Annotated in this window: 14 protein-coding genes, 1 other RNA gene and 1 pseudogene; 11 read left to right on the forward strand and 5 right to left on the reverse strand. The window is 42.0% G+C overall.

Going from position 1 to position 14,736, the window contains the following annotated elements; translation table 11 throughout:
• Positions 1–102: 102 nt before the first annotated feature.
• Complete coding sequence (lpdA, locus tag BDD26_RS10625) at positions 103–1,530, forward strand: dihydrolipoyl dehydrogenase (protein ID WP_099119399.1); 1,428 nt, start codon at positions 103–105, stop codon at positions 1,528–1,530.
• A 63-nt stretch (positions 1,531–1,593) separates the two neighbouring features.
• Here the strand turns inward: lpdA and BDD26_RS10630 are convergent, their stop codons facing one another.
• Entirely contained in the window at positions 1,594–2,241 is a 648-nt protein-coding gene (locus tag BDD26_RS10630; RefSeq protein ID WP_038270027.1) for a GNAT family N-acetyltransferase, read from the reverse strand.
• Between the two features lie 351 nt (positions 2,242–2,592).
• Here BDD26_RS10630 and acnB point away from each other — a divergent pair, with 351 nt between their 5' ends.
• The 7 genes and pseudogenes from acnB (at position 2,593) to BDD26_RS10665 (ending at position 9,118) form a co-directional block, all read left to right on the forward strand.
• Positions 2,593–5,190, forward strand: coding sequence for a bifunctional aconitate hydratase 2/2-methylisocitrate dehydratase (gene acnB, locus BDD26_RS10635; RefSeq protein WP_115826512.1), 2,598 nt, complete (start codon positions 2,593–2,595; stop codon positions 5,188–5,190).
• A 90-nt stretch (positions 5,191–5,280) separates the two neighbouring features.
• Positions 5,281–5,379 (forward strand): annotated as a pseudogene (locus tag BDD26_RS10640) (IS1 family transposase); the annotation flags it as partial.
• The gene (locus tag BDD26_RS10645; protein ID WP_115826513.1) at positions 5,333–5,560 is read left to right on the forward strand and encodes a hypothetical protein; all 228 of its coding nucleotides are present in this window, start codon (positions 5,333–5,335) and stop codon (positions 5,558–5,560) included. The pseudogene BDD26_RS10640 and the gene BDD26_RS10645, both read left to right, overlap by 47 nt.
• A gap of 379 nt (positions 5,561–5,939) precedes the next feature.
• Positions 5,940–6,305: a YacL family protein gene (locus tag BDD26_RS10650; protein WP_038270040.1), complete on the forward strand. Its 366-nt coding sequence runs from the start codon at positions 5,940–5,942 to the stop codon at positions 6,303–6,305.
• Positions 6,306–6,473: 168 nt separating this feature from the next.
• A complete protein-coding gene (gene mscS / locus BDD26_RS10655; protein ID WP_038270042.1) occupies positions 6,474–7,346 on the forward strand; it encodes a small-conductance mechanosensitive channel MscS in 873 nt (290 codons plus the stop codon).
• Positions 7,347–7,585: 239 nt separating this feature from the next.
• The gene (gene argO / locus BDD26_RS10660; protein WP_115826514.1) at positions 7,586–8,209 is read left to right on the forward strand and encodes an arginine exporter ArgO; all 624 of its coding nucleotides are present in this window, start codon (positions 7,586–7,588) and stop codon (positions 8,207–8,209) included.
• Between the two features lie 171 nt (positions 8,210–8,380).
• Entirely contained in the window at positions 8,381–9,118 is a 738-nt protein-coding gene (locus BDD26_RS10665) for an oxidative stress defense protein (RefSeq protein WP_115826515.1), read from the forward strand.
• Here BDD26_RS10665 and BDD26_RS10670 read toward each other — a convergent pair.
• Positions 9,115–10,023 carry a LysR family transcriptional regulator ArgP gene (locus tag BDD26_RS10670; RefSeq protein WP_038270048.1) on the reverse strand — a complete coding sequence of 303 codons (909 nt, stop codon included), beginning with the start codon at positions 10,021–10,023 and terminating at the stop codon, positions 9,115–9,117. The genes BDD26_RS10665 and BDD26_RS10670 overlap by 4 nt on opposite strands.
• 229 nt (positions 10,024–10,252) lie before the next feature.
• Between BDD26_RS10670 and rpiA the strand changes: the two genes are divergently transcribed.
• Complete coding sequence (gene rpiA, locus BDD26_RS10675; protein ID WP_115826516.1) at positions 10,253–10,912, forward strand: ribose-5-phosphate isomerase RpiA; 660 nt, start codon at positions 10,253–10,255, stop codon at positions 10,910–10,912.
• 272 nt (positions 10,913–11,184) lie between these two features.
• Positions 11,185–12,426 (forward strand): phosphoglycerate dehydrogenase, encoded by a 1,242-nt coding sequence (gene serA / locus BDD26_RS10680; RefSeq protein WP_115826517.1) that lies wholly within the window; start codon positions 11,185–11,187, stop codon positions 12,424–12,426.
• Between the two features lie 124 nt (positions 12,427–12,550).
• Here the strand turns inward: serA and BDD26_RS10685 are convergent, their stop codons facing one another.
• The 3 genes from BDD26_RS10685 to zapA form a co-directional block, all read right to left on the reverse strand.
• Positions 12,551–13,147 (reverse strand): 5-formyltetrahydrofolate cyclo-ligase, encoded by a 597-nt coding sequence (locus BDD26_RS10685; protein WP_038270057.1) that lies wholly within the window; start codon positions 13,145–13,147, stop codon positions 12,551–12,553.
• A 49-nt stretch (positions 13,148–13,196) separates the two neighbouring features.
• Positions 13,197–13,380: non-coding RNA, 6S RNA (ssrS, locus tag BDD26_RS10690), on the reverse strand.
• A 169-nt stretch (positions 13,381–13,549) separates the two neighbouring features.
• Entirely contained in the window at positions 13,550–13,858 is a 309-nt protein-coding gene (gene zapA, locus BDD26_RS10695; protein WP_038270060.1) for a cell division protein ZapA, read from the reverse strand.
• Between the two features lie 266 nt (positions 13,859–14,124).
• Here zapA and BDD26_RS10700 point away from each other — a divergent pair, with 266 nt between their 5' ends.
• On the forward strand, positions 14,125–14,706 hold the full coding sequence (locus BDD26_RS10700) for a YecA/YgfB family protein (protein WP_038270062.1): 582 nt from the start codon (positions 14,125–14,127) through the stop codon (positions 14,704–14,706).
• Positions 14,707–14,736: the final 30 nt, after the last annotated feature.

A 14,736-nucleotide genomic window follows, 5' to 3' on the forward strand; every position in this document is an offset into this window, starting at 1 on the left:
CAGGTTATTTACAATTCTGTAAACTGCTCGCGGTGTGTACGTCCCGGTGGAATATGTTTTTTTTTTCGTCTGACCCGCCGGACAAATAATTAAGAGGTCATGATGAGTACTGAAATTAAAGCCCAGGTAGTGGTGCTTGGAGCAGGCCCGGCAGGGTATTCTGCTGCTTTCCGTTGTGCAGACTTAGGTTTGGATACCGTTCTGGTTGAGCGCTACTCTACTCTGGGTGGTGTTTGTCTTAACGTGGGCTGCATCCCATCTAAGGCATTGCTTCATGTTGCAAAAGTGATTGAAGAAGCAAAAGCGCTGTCACAACACGGTATCGTGTTTGGTGAACCACAAACTGATATTGATAAAATCCGCCTCTGGAAAGAAAAAGTTATTTCCCAGTTGACAGGTGGTCTGGGCGGCATGGCTAAGGGCCGTAAGGTTAACGTTGTTAACGGTGTTGGTAAATTTACAGGTGCTAACACTCTGGTAGTAGAAGGCGAGAACGGCACAACAACGATTAATTTTGATAATGCCATTATTGCAGCGGGTTCACGCCCAATTCAACTGCCATTTATTCCACATGATGACCCCCGCGTATGGGATTCTACCGATGCACTGGAACTGAAAACTGTTCCGGGACGCCTGCTGGTTATGGGCGGCGGTATTATCGGTCTGGAAATGGGTACTGTTTACCACGCTCTGGGTTCTCAGATTGACGTAGTGGAAATGTTCGATCAGGTTATTCCTGCTGCGGACAAAGACATTGTGAAAGTGTTCACTAAGCGCGTCAGCAAAAAATTCAACCTGATGCTGGAAACTAAAGTGACCGCTGTAGAAGCTAAAGAAGATGGCATCTACGTGACAATGGAAGGTAAAAAAGCACCAGCAGAACCTCAGCGTTATGATGCAGTTCTGGTTGCTATCGGCCGTGTACCAAACGGTAAACTGCTCGATGCTGGCAAAGCGGGTGTTGCTGTTGATGACCGTGGTTTTATCCATGTTGATAAGCAAATGCGCACTAACGTACCTCATATCTTCGCTATCGGTGATATCGTTGGTCAGCCAATGTTGGCACATAAAGGTGTTCATGAAGGTCATGTTGCAGCAGAAGTTATCTCTGGTAAGAAACATTACTTCGATCCAAAAGTTATTCCATCTATCGCATACACTGAACCAGAGGTTGCATGGGTTGGTCTGACTGAGAAAGAAGCGAAAGAGAAAGGCATCAGTTACGAAACTGCGACTTTCCCATGGGCTGCTTCTGGTCGTGCGATCGCATCTGACTGTTCAGATGGTATGACTAAACTGATTTTCGATAAAGAAACCAATCGTATTATCGGTGGTGCTGTTGTTGGTACTAACGGTGGCGAACTGCTAGGTGAAATTGGTCTGGCTATCGAAATGGGTTGTGATGCGGAAGATATCGCTCTGACTGTTCATGCTCACCCAACACTGTATGAATCAATCGGTATGGCTGCGGAAATGTATGAAGGCAGCATCACTGACTTGCCAAACCCTAAGGCGAAGAAAAAGAAATAATTTTTTATAATTTGCAGTAGGTTAGCAAAGATATTAAACGGCTTCCGAGATGGGAGCCGTTATTTACAATATATGGCATTGCCAATTAAATAAAGAGTGGGATTTAGTTAAGCGATAGCCATTAGGGTTAACACTCCAGCGTTTGCTTATTTTAGGGTCCAAACGCATTTCAACGGCTCCAAAATTAGAGTTGTTTGTAAATACAAAACCTAATCGTTGATAAATCGGTATGGCATAGCTCTCAGCATTGAGTTTCAGTATGCCTGAATGATTTAACGAAATGGAAAAGTTCACCGCATGTTCAATCAGCAAACTTCCATATCCTTGACCGCCGGGATAGGTCAATATATATCCTATTAGATCAGCGGCATCGTGTGAACTTATCGACGATACTGGAATGAATATCATGATGCCAACCGGTTCAGAAGCACAAAAACAGACAAAATAACGATGCGTATCTATATTTCCTCCGATACTTGTATTGGTATAAATATTGTTTATTGAATTTGCCGTGTTGATAAATGATTGATGTCTTCTCATATCAAGGTGAACTAAAGCCTCGTTTCGCTTTAATCCGTTCAGTGCTGATATCATGCCTTCTTTGGAAACTTCTTTGATAATCGTTTTATAATCTGGATAACTTCCTTCTTCAAGAATGGGGCTTAAATGAGAAGTAGATGGTATATCATTTCTTATTGGGATATTTGGCATAACGCCCTCCATGACGACGTATTTTGTGTAACATTTGGTATTTTGTTACTTTTGCCTGACGGTATTTATTGCTTTTTTAGGTTAAAATAGCAACAAACAGCATTTAGTACTTTAATACACCTTTTAAGCCCATATATCCAGAATCTTATCACGGTTCAATGTTGATTTTATGTGAATGAATTAACATGCCATTCAAATTTTGGTATGCTAATTGCCCGAAGCTCAGCATAGTTTTAGTGTTATGTGAGCAAAATCCTCTGACCTGGCATCCTTGATGGTCATTTCATAGTGATCGTTACCGGGTGCAGACAGCCGGGCATATAAAATGACAATGAGAGCGAGGAGTAAGTCGTGCTAGAAGAATACCGCAAGCACGTAGCCGAACGTGAAGCGCAAGGCATCGTCCCTAAGCCATTAGACGCAGCTCAAGCAGCCGCGCTGGTCGAATTACTGAAGAACCCACCTCAAGGTGAAGAGAATTTTCTGTTAGACCTGTTGACAAACCGTGTTCCCCCCGGTGTTGATGAGGCGGCCTATGTAAAAGCTGGTTTCCTTGCTGCTGTCGCTAAAGGTGAAACAACTTCACCACTTGTTACGCGGGAAAAAGCCATTGAGTTATTGGGAACCATGCAGGGTGGGTACAATATCCATGCTTTGATTGACGCTCTCGATGATGAAAAGTTGGCTCCAATTGCAGCGAAGGGGCTATCCCATACTTTGCTGATGTTTGACAGCTTTTATGATGTGGAAGAAAAAGCGGAAGCAGGTAATCCACATGCTCAACAAATTATCCAGTCATGGGCTGATGCAGAATGGTTCCTGGAACGTCCTGAACTGGCTGAAAAAATTACAGTTACTGTCTTTAAAGTCACCGGTGAAACTAACACCGATGACCTTTCTCCTGCACCAGATGCGTGGTCACGTCCGGATATTCCATTACATGCCCTGGCAATGTTGAAAAATGCCCGTGAAGGTATCGAGCCTGATCAGGCGGGTGTCGTTGGCCCAATCAGGCAAATTGAAGAACTGAATAAAAAAGGTCATCCTCTGGCGTATGTAGGGGATGTAGTGGGTACAGGCTCTTCCCGTAAATCTGCTACAAACTCTGTATTGTGGTTTATGGGGGAAGATATCCCATTTGTGCCAAACAAACGTGGCGCTGGTGTTGTATTGGGTGGAAAGATTGCACCAATCTTTTTTAACACAATGGAAGATGCAGGCGCATTGCCGATTGAGGTAGATGTTTCCAGACTCAATATGGGTGATGTCATTGATATCTACCCTTATAAAGGTGAAATTCGTCATCACGATACCAATGAAGTGTTGGCGACGTTTGAACTGAAAACGGATGTACTGATTGATGAAGTGCGCGCAGGTGGTCGAATTCCATTAATTATCGGCCGTGGTCTGACAGCCAAAGCCCGTGAATCTTTAGGACTGCCGCACAGTGATATTTTCCGTCAGGCAAAAGCGGTTGAGAAGAGCAGTCGTGGTTTCTCGCTGGCACAGAAAATGGTAGGTCGTGCCTGCGGTACTACTGGGATACGTCCGGGAGAATATTGTGAACCGAAGATGACTTCTGTTGGCTCTCAGGACACAACTGGCCCAATGACTCGTGATGAATTGAAGGATTTGGCATGCCTTGGTTTCTCGGCAGATCTGGTTATGCAGTCATTCTGCCATACAGCGGCCTATCCAAAACCTGTTGATGTGACGACTCATCATACCTTGCCTGATTTCATTATGAACCGTGGTGGTGTATCCCTGCGTCCGGGAGATGGAATTATCCACTCATGGTTAAACCGCATGTTATTGCCGGATACGGTAGGTACAGGTGGAGATTCCCATACTCGTTTCCCTATCGGTATCTCTTTCCCGGCAGGCTCTGGGTTAGTGGCATTTGCCGCTGCGACTGGGGTTATGCCGTTGGATATGCCTGAATCTGTATTAGTTCGTTTTAAAGGTAAAATGCAACCAGGTATAACCTTACGTGATTTGGTTCATGCAATTCCTTATTACGCGATTCAGCAAGGGTTATTGACTGTAGAGAAAAAAGGTAAGAAAAATATTTTCTCTGGCCGCATTCTGGAAATTGAAGGTTTACCGGAACTCAAAGTTGAGCAGGCATTTGAATTGGCAGATGCATCCGCAGAACGTTCCGCAGCTGGCTGTACGATCAAACTGGATAAAGCACCAATCATTGAATATCTGCAATCCAATGTCGTATTACTGAAATGGATGATTGCTGAAGGTTATGGTGATCGCCGGACATTAGAGCGCCGTATTATCGGTATGGAAAATTGGTTGAAAGATCCACAATTGCTGGAAGCCGATGCAGATGCAGAATATGCAGCAGTGATTGAAATTAATTTGGATGACATCAAAGAGCCTATTTTGTGTGCACCAAATGATCCGGATGATGCTCGTCTGTTATCAGAAGTTGCCAACAATAAAATTGATGAAGTGTTTATTGGCTCCTGCATGACGAATATTGGTCACTTCCGTGCGGCTGGCAAGTTACTGGATCAACATAAAGGCCAGTTACCGACCCGCCTGTGGGTTGCCCCGCCAACGAAAATGGATGCTGCTCAACTGACAGAAGAAGGCTATTACAGCGTCTTTGGTAAGAGTGGGGCGCGTATTGAGATCCCAGGTTGTTCACTGTGTATGGGAAATCAGGCTCGTGTTGCAGATGAAGCGACGGTGGTATCCACTTCTACGCGTAACTTCCCAAACCGTTTAGGCGCGGGAGCGAATGTATATCTGGCATCTGCGGAGTTAGCTGCTGTGGCTTCATTGTTAGGTCGTCTGCCAACACCAGAAGAGTATCTGCAATTCATGGCCAAGGTTGATGAAACAGCGGCAGATACTTATCGTTATCTCAATTTTGATCAATTGAACCAATATACCGAAAAAGCAGGCGATGTGATCTTCCAAACCGCTGTGTAAAAAATATATTGCAAAGGCTGGGAGGCGGAGGCCTAAATACCGCTCGCATAAGCGCGAGCGGTTTTTTTGTAAGGATAATGCCTGCCAGGGATTAAGCGCCTGAACCGTAAGACACTCGGTTATTCAAAGTCACCTGAAATGCATGACAAAATCATCGGCACTTTCATTGAACGTGAATATTATGTTTGATGATGATCAACGCTTTGAATGCATGACCATATTTGCCATTCTATTCAGTATGATTTTTCTCGGACAAATCTCATCCGCTGCACAGTATTTAGGTGGCGGTTTGATTTTCATTGCCATCTTATTGCATGAGTTTCCATTGTCATGGAACAAGCTGAGAAGTGTGTTTTTTGTGGGAAAGTGAATATTAACTTTGCTCACGATTCTGTTGTATTAACTGGGGGCGGCTTGGAAAACGGAAAATGTCCTACTATAAAGGCTTCCCCGGATAGTCAACACTAGCTTGTTTTTCTGACGGTTCATTATTTGTAGTGGCCCGTAAATCAGGGCACCTTCATAATAGCTCTTCCCATCGTTTTTCATATTCAATGGGTGATATTCATCCGTTAAAACTATGTCATCCTGGTTTACTTAAGTGAGCGGTATTGAGGTGGATGCTTCCCTTTTTTATGTCTATTTTTTGTGGCAAATTTTGTGTCAGTTTGTGGACAGCCTCTGAGGTGAAAATCGGAAATGTTTAAAATCCAGATGTGGTTGATATAACAAAAATGTGGAGGTAAGTGATGGAATATGAATTTATGCAGGATGTCACTGGTCAGGTGATGACAAATTTCTCAATGGATCATGAAGCTATTGGTCACTGGTTGAATGAGGAAGTAAAAGGCGATTTGAGTGTTTTAGATAAAATAATTTCAGCATTGATGGATATAAAAGGTAGTGAACGTCAGTGGCAATTGAACGGTCATGAATACACACTGTTAATGAATGAAGAAGAAATTATGATCAGAGCTAATCAACTCCAGTTTGATACAGAGATGCTGGAAGAGGGGATGAGCTACTACGATAATGAGAGCCTGGCACTTTGTGGTACAGATGATTTTATCAATATGTTGGCCAATTACAGAGATTTTGTTTTGCAAAACAATTAAAGGTAAGTGTTTATGTTCAACCAATGGCAGATTTCTGCCATAATCGATATTCCATCACTTTTGTGTGACGTATTTGGGTGACATCGTACTGGCTTTTTATTTATAAACAGGAGCCTATATTGTCGGGAGATTCTTCCCGGCAGGTTCCAACAAAAAAGGTAGGCTTTTATGGAAGAGATCAATCTATCAGGTGAGATTGATAAGGCAGCAAATTGGTTTATCAATAATCAAAATCTACTGCTCGAATACGCAGTGAATATTGTGTTTGCCATTTTAATTCTGATTGTAGGTTTAGCTGTTGCCAAACTGGCAAATAAAGCAGTGAAACGCGTCATGACGCTACGTGGTATTGATGCGACTATTTCTGACTTTTTGTCAGCAATAATTCGTTATGCCATCGTCGCGTTTACTATTGTTGCAGTGCTTGGAAAATTAGGCGTTCAGACTGCCTCTGTGATTGCCGTTATTGGTGCCGCAGGTTTGGCTGTTGGTTTGGCATTACAGGGTTCATTGTCAAACTTCGCTGCTGGCGTGTTGCTGGTAGTTTTCCGTCCGCTCCGCACTGGTGAATATGTCATTATTGGTGCAGTGGAAGGGACCGTTGTACAAGTACAAATTTTCTCCACAACATTACGTACTGCGGATGATCGTATTATTGTGATCCCTAACGGAAAAATTATTGCGGACAATATTATCAATACCAGCCGTGAACCAAACCGTCGTACTCAGATAATGGTCGGTGTAGCTTATGACGCTGATATTGATGAAGTAAAGAAAGTGTTGGGTGACGTTATCAAAGCTGATAAGCGCATTCAGCATGAGAAAGGTGTCACTATTCGGTTGCATGAAATGGCACCTTCATCACTCAATTTTATTGTGCGTGTGTGGACAACGAATGGAGATGCCTGGAGCGTTTACTGGGATTTGATGGAAAACTTCAAGCGAGCTTTGGATAAACACAATATTGGCATTCCTTTCCCACAAATGGATGTTTATCTGCATCAGCAGCAAGTTGCTCTACAGAAGGAAATGGCTCAATAATCAATATACTTGGTGTTAGAAATCTTGGTGTGAGAAATATGAAGTACTCTCACACCAAGTCAGCACGGCTTAAATAACTTAGAATTGTCACTCTTTCTGCTCTATTTCTTCCAATACCTTTTAATTGCTCTATAAGTTTCATTAATGATAGATAAGAAATATTCATTTCTACTAATGAATGAATTTTCCTAATATGCAGATAGAACTTATCTGATTGAATAAATATTAGGAATTTTTGCATGTTTTCAACACTGATTCAGGGCTTTTTTCTCAGTGCCGCGATGATTATTCCACTTGGACCACAAAATGTTTTTGTGATGCAGCAGGGTAGTAAAAAACGGTTTCATTTGATGAGTGCAGCATTATGTTCTATCAGTGACATTATTCTTATCATGGCTGGAGTCTTTGGTGGTAGTGCCTTACTTGGGCAGTCAGCATTTCTGTTGCAAGCTGTGACATGGGGAGGCGTTGCATTTTTGCTATGGTACGGATGGGGAGCTTTTCGGCTGGCATTATCAGCGGATATTGCATTCTCCGGTACAGAAGCTCTGGCTCAAAGCCGCTGGCGGGTTATTGTGACGTTATTTGCAGTAACCTGGTTGAACCCTCATGTTTATCTGGATACTTTCGTTGTATTAGGTAGTATTGGCGGACGATTATCAGCAGAACACAGGCCGTGGTTTACTGCTGGTGCAGTTATCGCATCCATCAATTGGTTTTTCGCATTGGCTATTCTGGCTGCATGGTTTTCACCAATTCTTAATCAGCCACGATCTCAGCGTATCATTAACTTATTTGTTGGTTGTGTGATGTGGTATATCGCATGGAATTTGTTTAAGCAAGGATTACAAATTTTTAATTAAATTAAACATTTCTTTATAATTCAAACTGTTTTTTATAAATATGGTTCTTTATAAACATAGTGTGCTAATGTTTCTGAAAGTAACTTGTCTTAATATGAGAACTCTGTAGAAAACACTTACTTATTTGCTGTGTACCTGATAGATGAAAGGTATATCCGAAAGGAGGTTTTAGTGAAACGTAACTCACTGATATTTGCTGTTATGTTAGCTGTAGGTAGTTTGTCATGTATGACAGCGTCGGCTGCGGAATTACCGTCTATTCCGCATATATCAACTTCTGGTAATGCGACAATCAAAGCGGCTCCAGATATGGCGACTTTGTTGATCCATGTGAAAGTGAGTCAGAAAAGTGCGGTAGATGCGAAGAAAAAAGTTGATGAGCGTGTTGCAAAATATTTTGATTTTTTGAAAGCAAGTGGTATCGAAAAGAAAGATATTAATGCAGCCAATATACGTACTCAGCCAGAATATCAGTATGATCAGAAAACAGGCAAATCAACTCTTACGGGATATAATGCTTCCCGCTCAGTTGAAGTTAAAGTTCGTAAGCTGGATCAATTGAATACACTTTTGGATGGAGCCTTGAAAGCAGGATTAAATGAAATTAATTCCGTACAGTTCAGCGTGGCCGATCCTCAGCGCTATCGTGATGCAGCCAGACAGGAAGCAATTACGAATGCGATTCAACAGGCAACCGAATTAGCAAAAGGTTTTAACAGTAAGTTAGGTTCCGTATATAGCATCACTTATCGTCCACCTGAAGCAGTGCCTTTTCCAATGAGTCGGCTGCAATTCAAATCAGCTCTAATGTCTGCGGCTTCTGCGGAAAATTCGGCTGATGAAACTTATGAACCGCAGAGCATAGAGTTTTCTGATCATGTTGATGCAGTTTTTGAGTTACAGCGTTAATTAGCTTCATCATCTTCCTGACGTAACATCTGGCGTCCTAGTTTTAACAGGGCGTCAGTCACTTTTCTCATAGCGCTGCTTTCCGGGGCAAAGCGATGCCAGTAAAGCATACGGCGTTGACACAGGCCGGGTGTTAAATCAACCAATTCACCTGCCTTCAATTCTTTGTCGATTTGTAAATGAGGGATCATACAACATGTCGATCCTTGTTTTGCCAATTGAACGAAAGCTTCGGACGAGTTAACGATATGGCAAGGCACACTGCCCGGTGATAAATCAAAATACTGTTGTAAAAAGGCCTGATGCATATCATCCAAATGATCGAATGCAACAGCAGGCGCTTTCAGTAAAGTTGAGCGAGTTACTCCATTGGGGAAAAAACGTTCAGCAAATTTAGGGGAGGCGACGAACAGATAATCAAGAGCACCTAGCTTATCCACCAGACAGCTTGGCAGGGGTTGTGATTGAATACTGATTGCACCAACAACTTCCCCACGTCTCAGGCTTTCTTGTGTACGTGTTTCATCTTCCACCTGAATATTGAGCTGGATAGGTAAATCAGAAAGCACGGGATGCAGTGCTGGTAAGAGCCAGGTTGCCAGACTATCCGCATTAACGGCAAGAGAAAGCAACAGAGGAATATCATTACTATTTTCATCACCAAGCCATTGTGCTTCGAGCAACTCTACCTGATGTAATAACGCAAGCAGTTTTTGCCCTTGCTCTGTAGGGCGGGGGGGAACGGTACGAACCAATAACGGTTGACCGAATAGGTTTTCTAATTGCTTGATACGTTGAGATACTGCGGATTGAGTGATACAAAGCTTTTGTGCTGCACGTTCGAAACCGCGTTCATGGATCACGGCATCCAACGCTTGCAGGGATCGGTAATCAGGACGTTTCATCGAAAATCAGGTTCTCCGTTTTTACTCTTCTCTTTGAATATCTGGGCACTAGGTTATGTGTTGAAAATTGTGTGTTCAGAAATTGTCGTTGATTCAAAAATATATTGTGTGCTCAAAAGATTTTTGGGTCTAGGTAGCACTATGCCATATTTTTTCACAGGATAAGATAAAATATTGTTTATACTGGCGGCTGAATTTTCCTTGTAATTGATTATAGGCAGTAATTGATATGACACAGGACGAACTGAAAAAAGCGGTAGGTTGGGCAGCACTGGAATATGTCAGACCAGGAACAATTGTCGGGGTTGGTACAGGTTCAACGGCATCTCATTTTATTGATGCGTTGGGGACGATGAAAGACAAAATTGAAGGTGCAGTATCCAGCTCGGAAGCATCGACAGAGAAATTGAAAAGTCTTGGCATTCCTGTGCTTGATTGTAATGAAGTTGATTCTTTGGATATTTATGTTGATGGTGCTGATGAAATCAATGGCAACATGCAAATGATTAAAGGTGGCGGAGCTGCACTGACCAGAGAGAAAATCATTTCTGCTGTGGCAAAGAAATTCATTTGTATCATTGATGAATCCAAGCAGGTTGATATATTGGGTAAATTCCCGTTACCGGTTGAAGTTATTCCGATGGCACGTGCTTATGTTGCCCGTGAGTTGGTGAAATTAGGAGGAACTCCGGTTTACCGTCAGAACGTTGTTACTGATAATGGTAATGTCATTTTGGATGTTCATAATCTTGCCATTCTTAACCCAATCGAATTAGAAAACAAAATTAATGCTATTGCTGGTGTGGTAACTGTTGGCTTATTTGCTAATCGTGGTGCGAATGTCGTACTGGTTGGTACAGCTAATGGTGTAAAAACGATTGCAGAGTAATTATTAATTAGGGGCAGAATATGCTGCCCTTAAAAAATTTTCAGATTTATATTCAAAAAATAAAATTCAGATATATATATTGTATATTTGTCTAATTATTGCTCAAAGCTCTGTATTTATCTCGTAACTAAAAGTTTTACTTTGCGTAACAACTTTTTTATTGTTTCTTATGCTGTTTTACAGGCAAACGATTGTATTGCTGTTGGCGTTTTTTTTGTTATGTTAGTAGAACCTATCGGCATTACGAAAATTAGTACAAATAAGGCGGATAAATGGTTAAGGTATCTTTAGAAAAAGATAAAATTAAGTTTTTGCTGCTGGAAGGTGTTCATCAGAGCACAGTAGACAATTTGCGGGCAGCAGGGTACAGCAATATTGAGTATCATAAGGGCGCATTAGAACCGGAAGAGCTGAAAGAAGCAATTCGCGATGCCAGATTTGTGGGGATCCGTTCCCGTACTCAGTTAACCGAAGAAATTTTTGCTGCTGCTGAAAAATTAGTTGCAGTTGGGTGTTTCTGCATTGGCACTAATCAGGTTGATCTGAACGCCGCAGCAAAACGTGGTATTCCCGTATTTAACGCTCCGTTTTCCAATACACGCTCAGTGGCTGAAATGGTATTGGGAGAATTGCTGCTGTTATTGCGTCGAGTTCCAGAAGTCAATGCCAAAGCTCACAAAGGGGAATGGAACAAACAGGCTGCGGGTTGTTATGAAGCACGTGGCAAAAAATTAGGCATTATCGGTTACGGTCATATCGGTTCACAACTTAGTGTCCTGGCTGAAAGCATCGGTATGAATGTCTACTTCTTTGATATTGAACATAAATTACCGCTAGGAAACGCCCAGCAAGTTCATCACTTATCTGAATTGTTAAATATGAGTGATGTTGTGAGTCTGCATGTTCCTGAAACATCTTCAACCAAAAATATGATCGGTGCGGCAGAATTAGAGCTGATGAAACCGGGTTCAATTTTGATCAATGCTTCACGCGGTACTGTTATCGATATTCCTGCATTAGTCAATGCGTTAGAAATTGGGCATATTGCCGGTGCTGCAATTGATGTATTCCCCGTGGAGCCAGCAACCAACAACGAGCCTTTCGTCTCGCCATTAATTAAATTTGACAATGTACTGCTGACGCCACATATCGGCGGATCTACACAAGAAGCGCAACAGAATATCGGTTATGAAGTCGCCGGAAAATTGGTCAAATATTCTGACAACGGTTCTACACTGTCGGCGGTTAATTTCCCGGAAGTTTCACTGCCGGTACATGCTAAGGATACTAATCGATTACTGCACATCCACGAAAACCGTCCGGGTATCTTAACCAGCATCAACCAGGTTTTCACCGATCAGGAAATCAATATTGAAGCACAATACCTGCGTACTGAAGGTGATATTGGTTATGTGGTTATCGATATCATGACGCAAAATCCGGCTCAGGCTGAATTAGTTTTGCAACAACTAAGAGCTTTACCAGGTACAATCCGCTCCCGTCTGCTTTACTAAGGCGAGCTGTACTTAGTTGAATGAACAAGTAAGTTAGGTGAAAAACACGTAACCAAATAAATAAGGGCTATTGAAGAAACAATAGCCCTCGAACTAATCTGCTAAACTCAATCCCCGGCAATTATCATGACCAATGCCATATTTTTTCTGGTGTGATAATTTCTGGTAACGGAATATCCCAGCTTGCGCTGGGCAGCGTATTAATTAACTGAAAATTGTGTGCCAGCCCAATCGGGTAAAAATTTTGCTGTTGCCATTTGGCCAGTGTTCTGTCGTAGAACCCTCCTCCCATGCCTAACCGTTGCCCTGTAAGATCGAAAGCAACCAGAGGGATAAACATAACGTCCAGTTCAGAGATAGGTAAAACCTGCCTGACATCCAGTGATGGCTCTTCTATATTAAAGTGGTTACGGACAAGAGAAGTTTCAGGTTGATAACGTAAGAACAGTAGGTGATTCCGGCTGAAAGGATGCAATACCGGCAAGTAAACTTGTTTATTTTGCTGCCAAAATTGTTGAATCAATGGACGGGTATCTAATTCTCTATCAAAAGAGAGATACAGGGCAATTTTCTTCGCCTGAAGGATCTTTGGATGAGCCATGACTCGCTCGGCAGCTTGTAGAGCAAATTGCAGTTGTTGTTCAGGGGAAAGGCTTTTACGCAGCTGTCGGATTTCTTGTCTGATGCTTTTTCGGAGAGAGAGAAAAGAATCTGATTGCATGATACCTGCCTATTTAGTAGTGCAGAAAAGGATACAAAACAGATAGATAGAATTCTCCAAGATGCCGTTACAGGTGGTAACCCTTGAACCCTTGGTTCAAGGTGAACGTGGAGTCGCCCCTATTAGGCTTCTTGGACTGGCCAAGCATGCTCACAAGAAACGGAGCACCACATTCTATAGATATGAAATATCGGCTCAGGGGACTTCCCTGCACACGAACACCTCAGAGAAAATTTTTTATCACTTAAGCCATTAGCAGAGAACCATTAAATCAGGAGCCTACCCGTTTGGTTTTAAGTAACATCATGTGACCTATTGTATGTAACTAAATGGAGAAAGCAACTGGTTATATTCATCTATCGTGACTACTGCCTGATTTATCAACAAATGACAGATAGGTGGTCAGCTAATTTTATTACCTTGCTCTAATAAGGCTTGCTCAATAGTCTGCTGGAGCATTTTAATTTTCTGTTCCATATTGTAGGAATAATCACGGGTTTTCATTTTTTCTTGTGCTAACTCGTGACAGATATTCAGTGCCACAATAAAAACCAGTTGCTCAGTGTTAGTCACTCTGGTGCGTTCTTTGAGGTTATGCAAACGCTGATCAAGTTCCTCCGCCGCAGCCTGTAATGCTTCTATCTGCTCTGGTGGACAATTGACACGTAATGACCGCCCAAAAATCTGAATATCTACTGGTTGTGCAGACATGACACCTTCCTGATTTATTACTGTATCGATACCTTTGTTGATACCTTAATTCTGATATACACCCTTTAGCTTTCAAGTTGCTATATGTTATTAGCTGTAACTCGAAATTTATTGGGGGTAAAAAACATATTTTGGTATAAAAATAAGGCCGACACCAATCATTACCGTACAATACCAAAAGACAACCTGATGATGTTGTCTGGTATAGCGACTCCCCTTGATGGTAGCATAGCATGAACTTATATCGCCAACGATGATCAATATACATGTCTATACAAAACTCATTACCTAATTATCAATCATTTGATGAAATTTTGCATCAACAGTCCGTTGCACTGACAGCCGCAGAAATGCATGGCTTAATAAGTGGTTTATTATGTGGTGGAAATCACGACAGTAGCTGGCAGACTCTTGTACATGATCTCACTAATGATGGCCTTGCATTTTCACAGACACTCGCACAGCCAATCAGAGAATTGTATGAAGTCACTTTCGAATCATTGGATGATAGTAACTTTAATTTTAATTTACTGCTTCCTGATGATGAAGCTGGTGTTTTTGCATGTGCTGACGCGTTGGCAGGATGGGTAAACCATTTCTTGTTGGGATTGGGGGTTGCAGATCCAAAAATAACAGAAAGAAAAGAAATTCAGGAAGTTATTACTGATTTACGTAATATAGGTATGCTGGGATACGACGAAGATGAAGATCAAGAAGAGCTATCTCAGGCACTGGAAGAAGTATTGGAATATGTCCGTGTTGCAGTGCAGCTCTGTTACATTGCACTGGCGACGCCCAAAAAAGCAGGCAATACAACGAAAAAAGATGAAAAACCAACGCTGCATTGATTGGTAATTAACTAATTATTAATAATAACG

Origin of the sequence: Xenorhabdus cabanillasii (genome assembly GCF_003386665.1) — a bacterium.
GTDB lineage: Bacteria > Pseudomonadota > Gammaproteobacteria > Enterobacterales > Enterobacteriaceae > Xenorhabdus > Xenorhabdus cabanillasii.

Bases quoted from the DNA above. Each gene is read 5' to 3' on its own strand.
- zapA (WP_038270060.1), bottom strand. From the start codon at position 13,858: ATGTCTGCACAACCAGTAGATATTCAGATTTTTGGGCGGTCATTACGT.
- argO (WP_115826514.1), top strand. From the start codon at position 7,586: ATGTTTTCAACACTGATTCAGGGCTTTTTTCTCAGTGCCGCGATGATT.
- BDD26_RS10630 (WP_038270027.1), bottom strand. From the start codon at position 2,241: ATGCCAAATATCCCAATAAGAAATGATATACCATCTACTTCTCATTTA.
- BDD26_RS10650 (WP_038270040.1), top strand. From the start codon at position 5,940: ATGGAATATGAATTTATGCAGGATGTCACTGGTCAGGTGATGACAAAT.
- BDD26_RS10645 (WP_115826513.1), top strand. From the start codon at position 5,333: ATGACAAAATCATCGGCACTTTCATTGAACGTGAATATTATGTTTGAT.
- BDD26_RS10685 (WP_038270057.1), bottom strand. From the start codon at position 13,147: ATGCAATCAGATTCTTTTCTCTCTCTCCGAAAAAGCATCAGACAAGAA.
- BDD26_RS10670 (WP_038270048.1), bottom strand. From the start codon at position 10,023: ATGAAACGTCCTGATTACCGATCCCTGCAAGCGTTGGATGCCGTGATC.
- serA (WP_115826517.1), top strand. From the start codon at position 11,185: ATGGTTAAGGTATCTTTAGAAAAAGATAAAATTAAGTTTTTGCTGCTG.
- BDD26_RS10700 (WP_038270062.1), top strand. From the start codon at position 14,125: ATGTCTATACAAAACTCATTACCTAATTATCAATCATTTGATGAAATT.
- rpiA (WP_115826516.1), top strand. From the start codon at position 10,253: ATGACACAGGACGAACTGAAAAAAGCGGTAGGTTGGGCAGCACTGGAA.
- lpdA (WP_099119399.1), top strand. From the start codon at position 103: ATGAGTACTGAAATTAAAGCCCAGGTAGTGGTGCTTGGAGCAGGCCCG.
- mscS (WP_038270042.1), top strand. From the start codon at position 6,474: ATGGAAGAGATCAATCTATCAGGTGAGATTGATAAGGCAGCAAATTGG.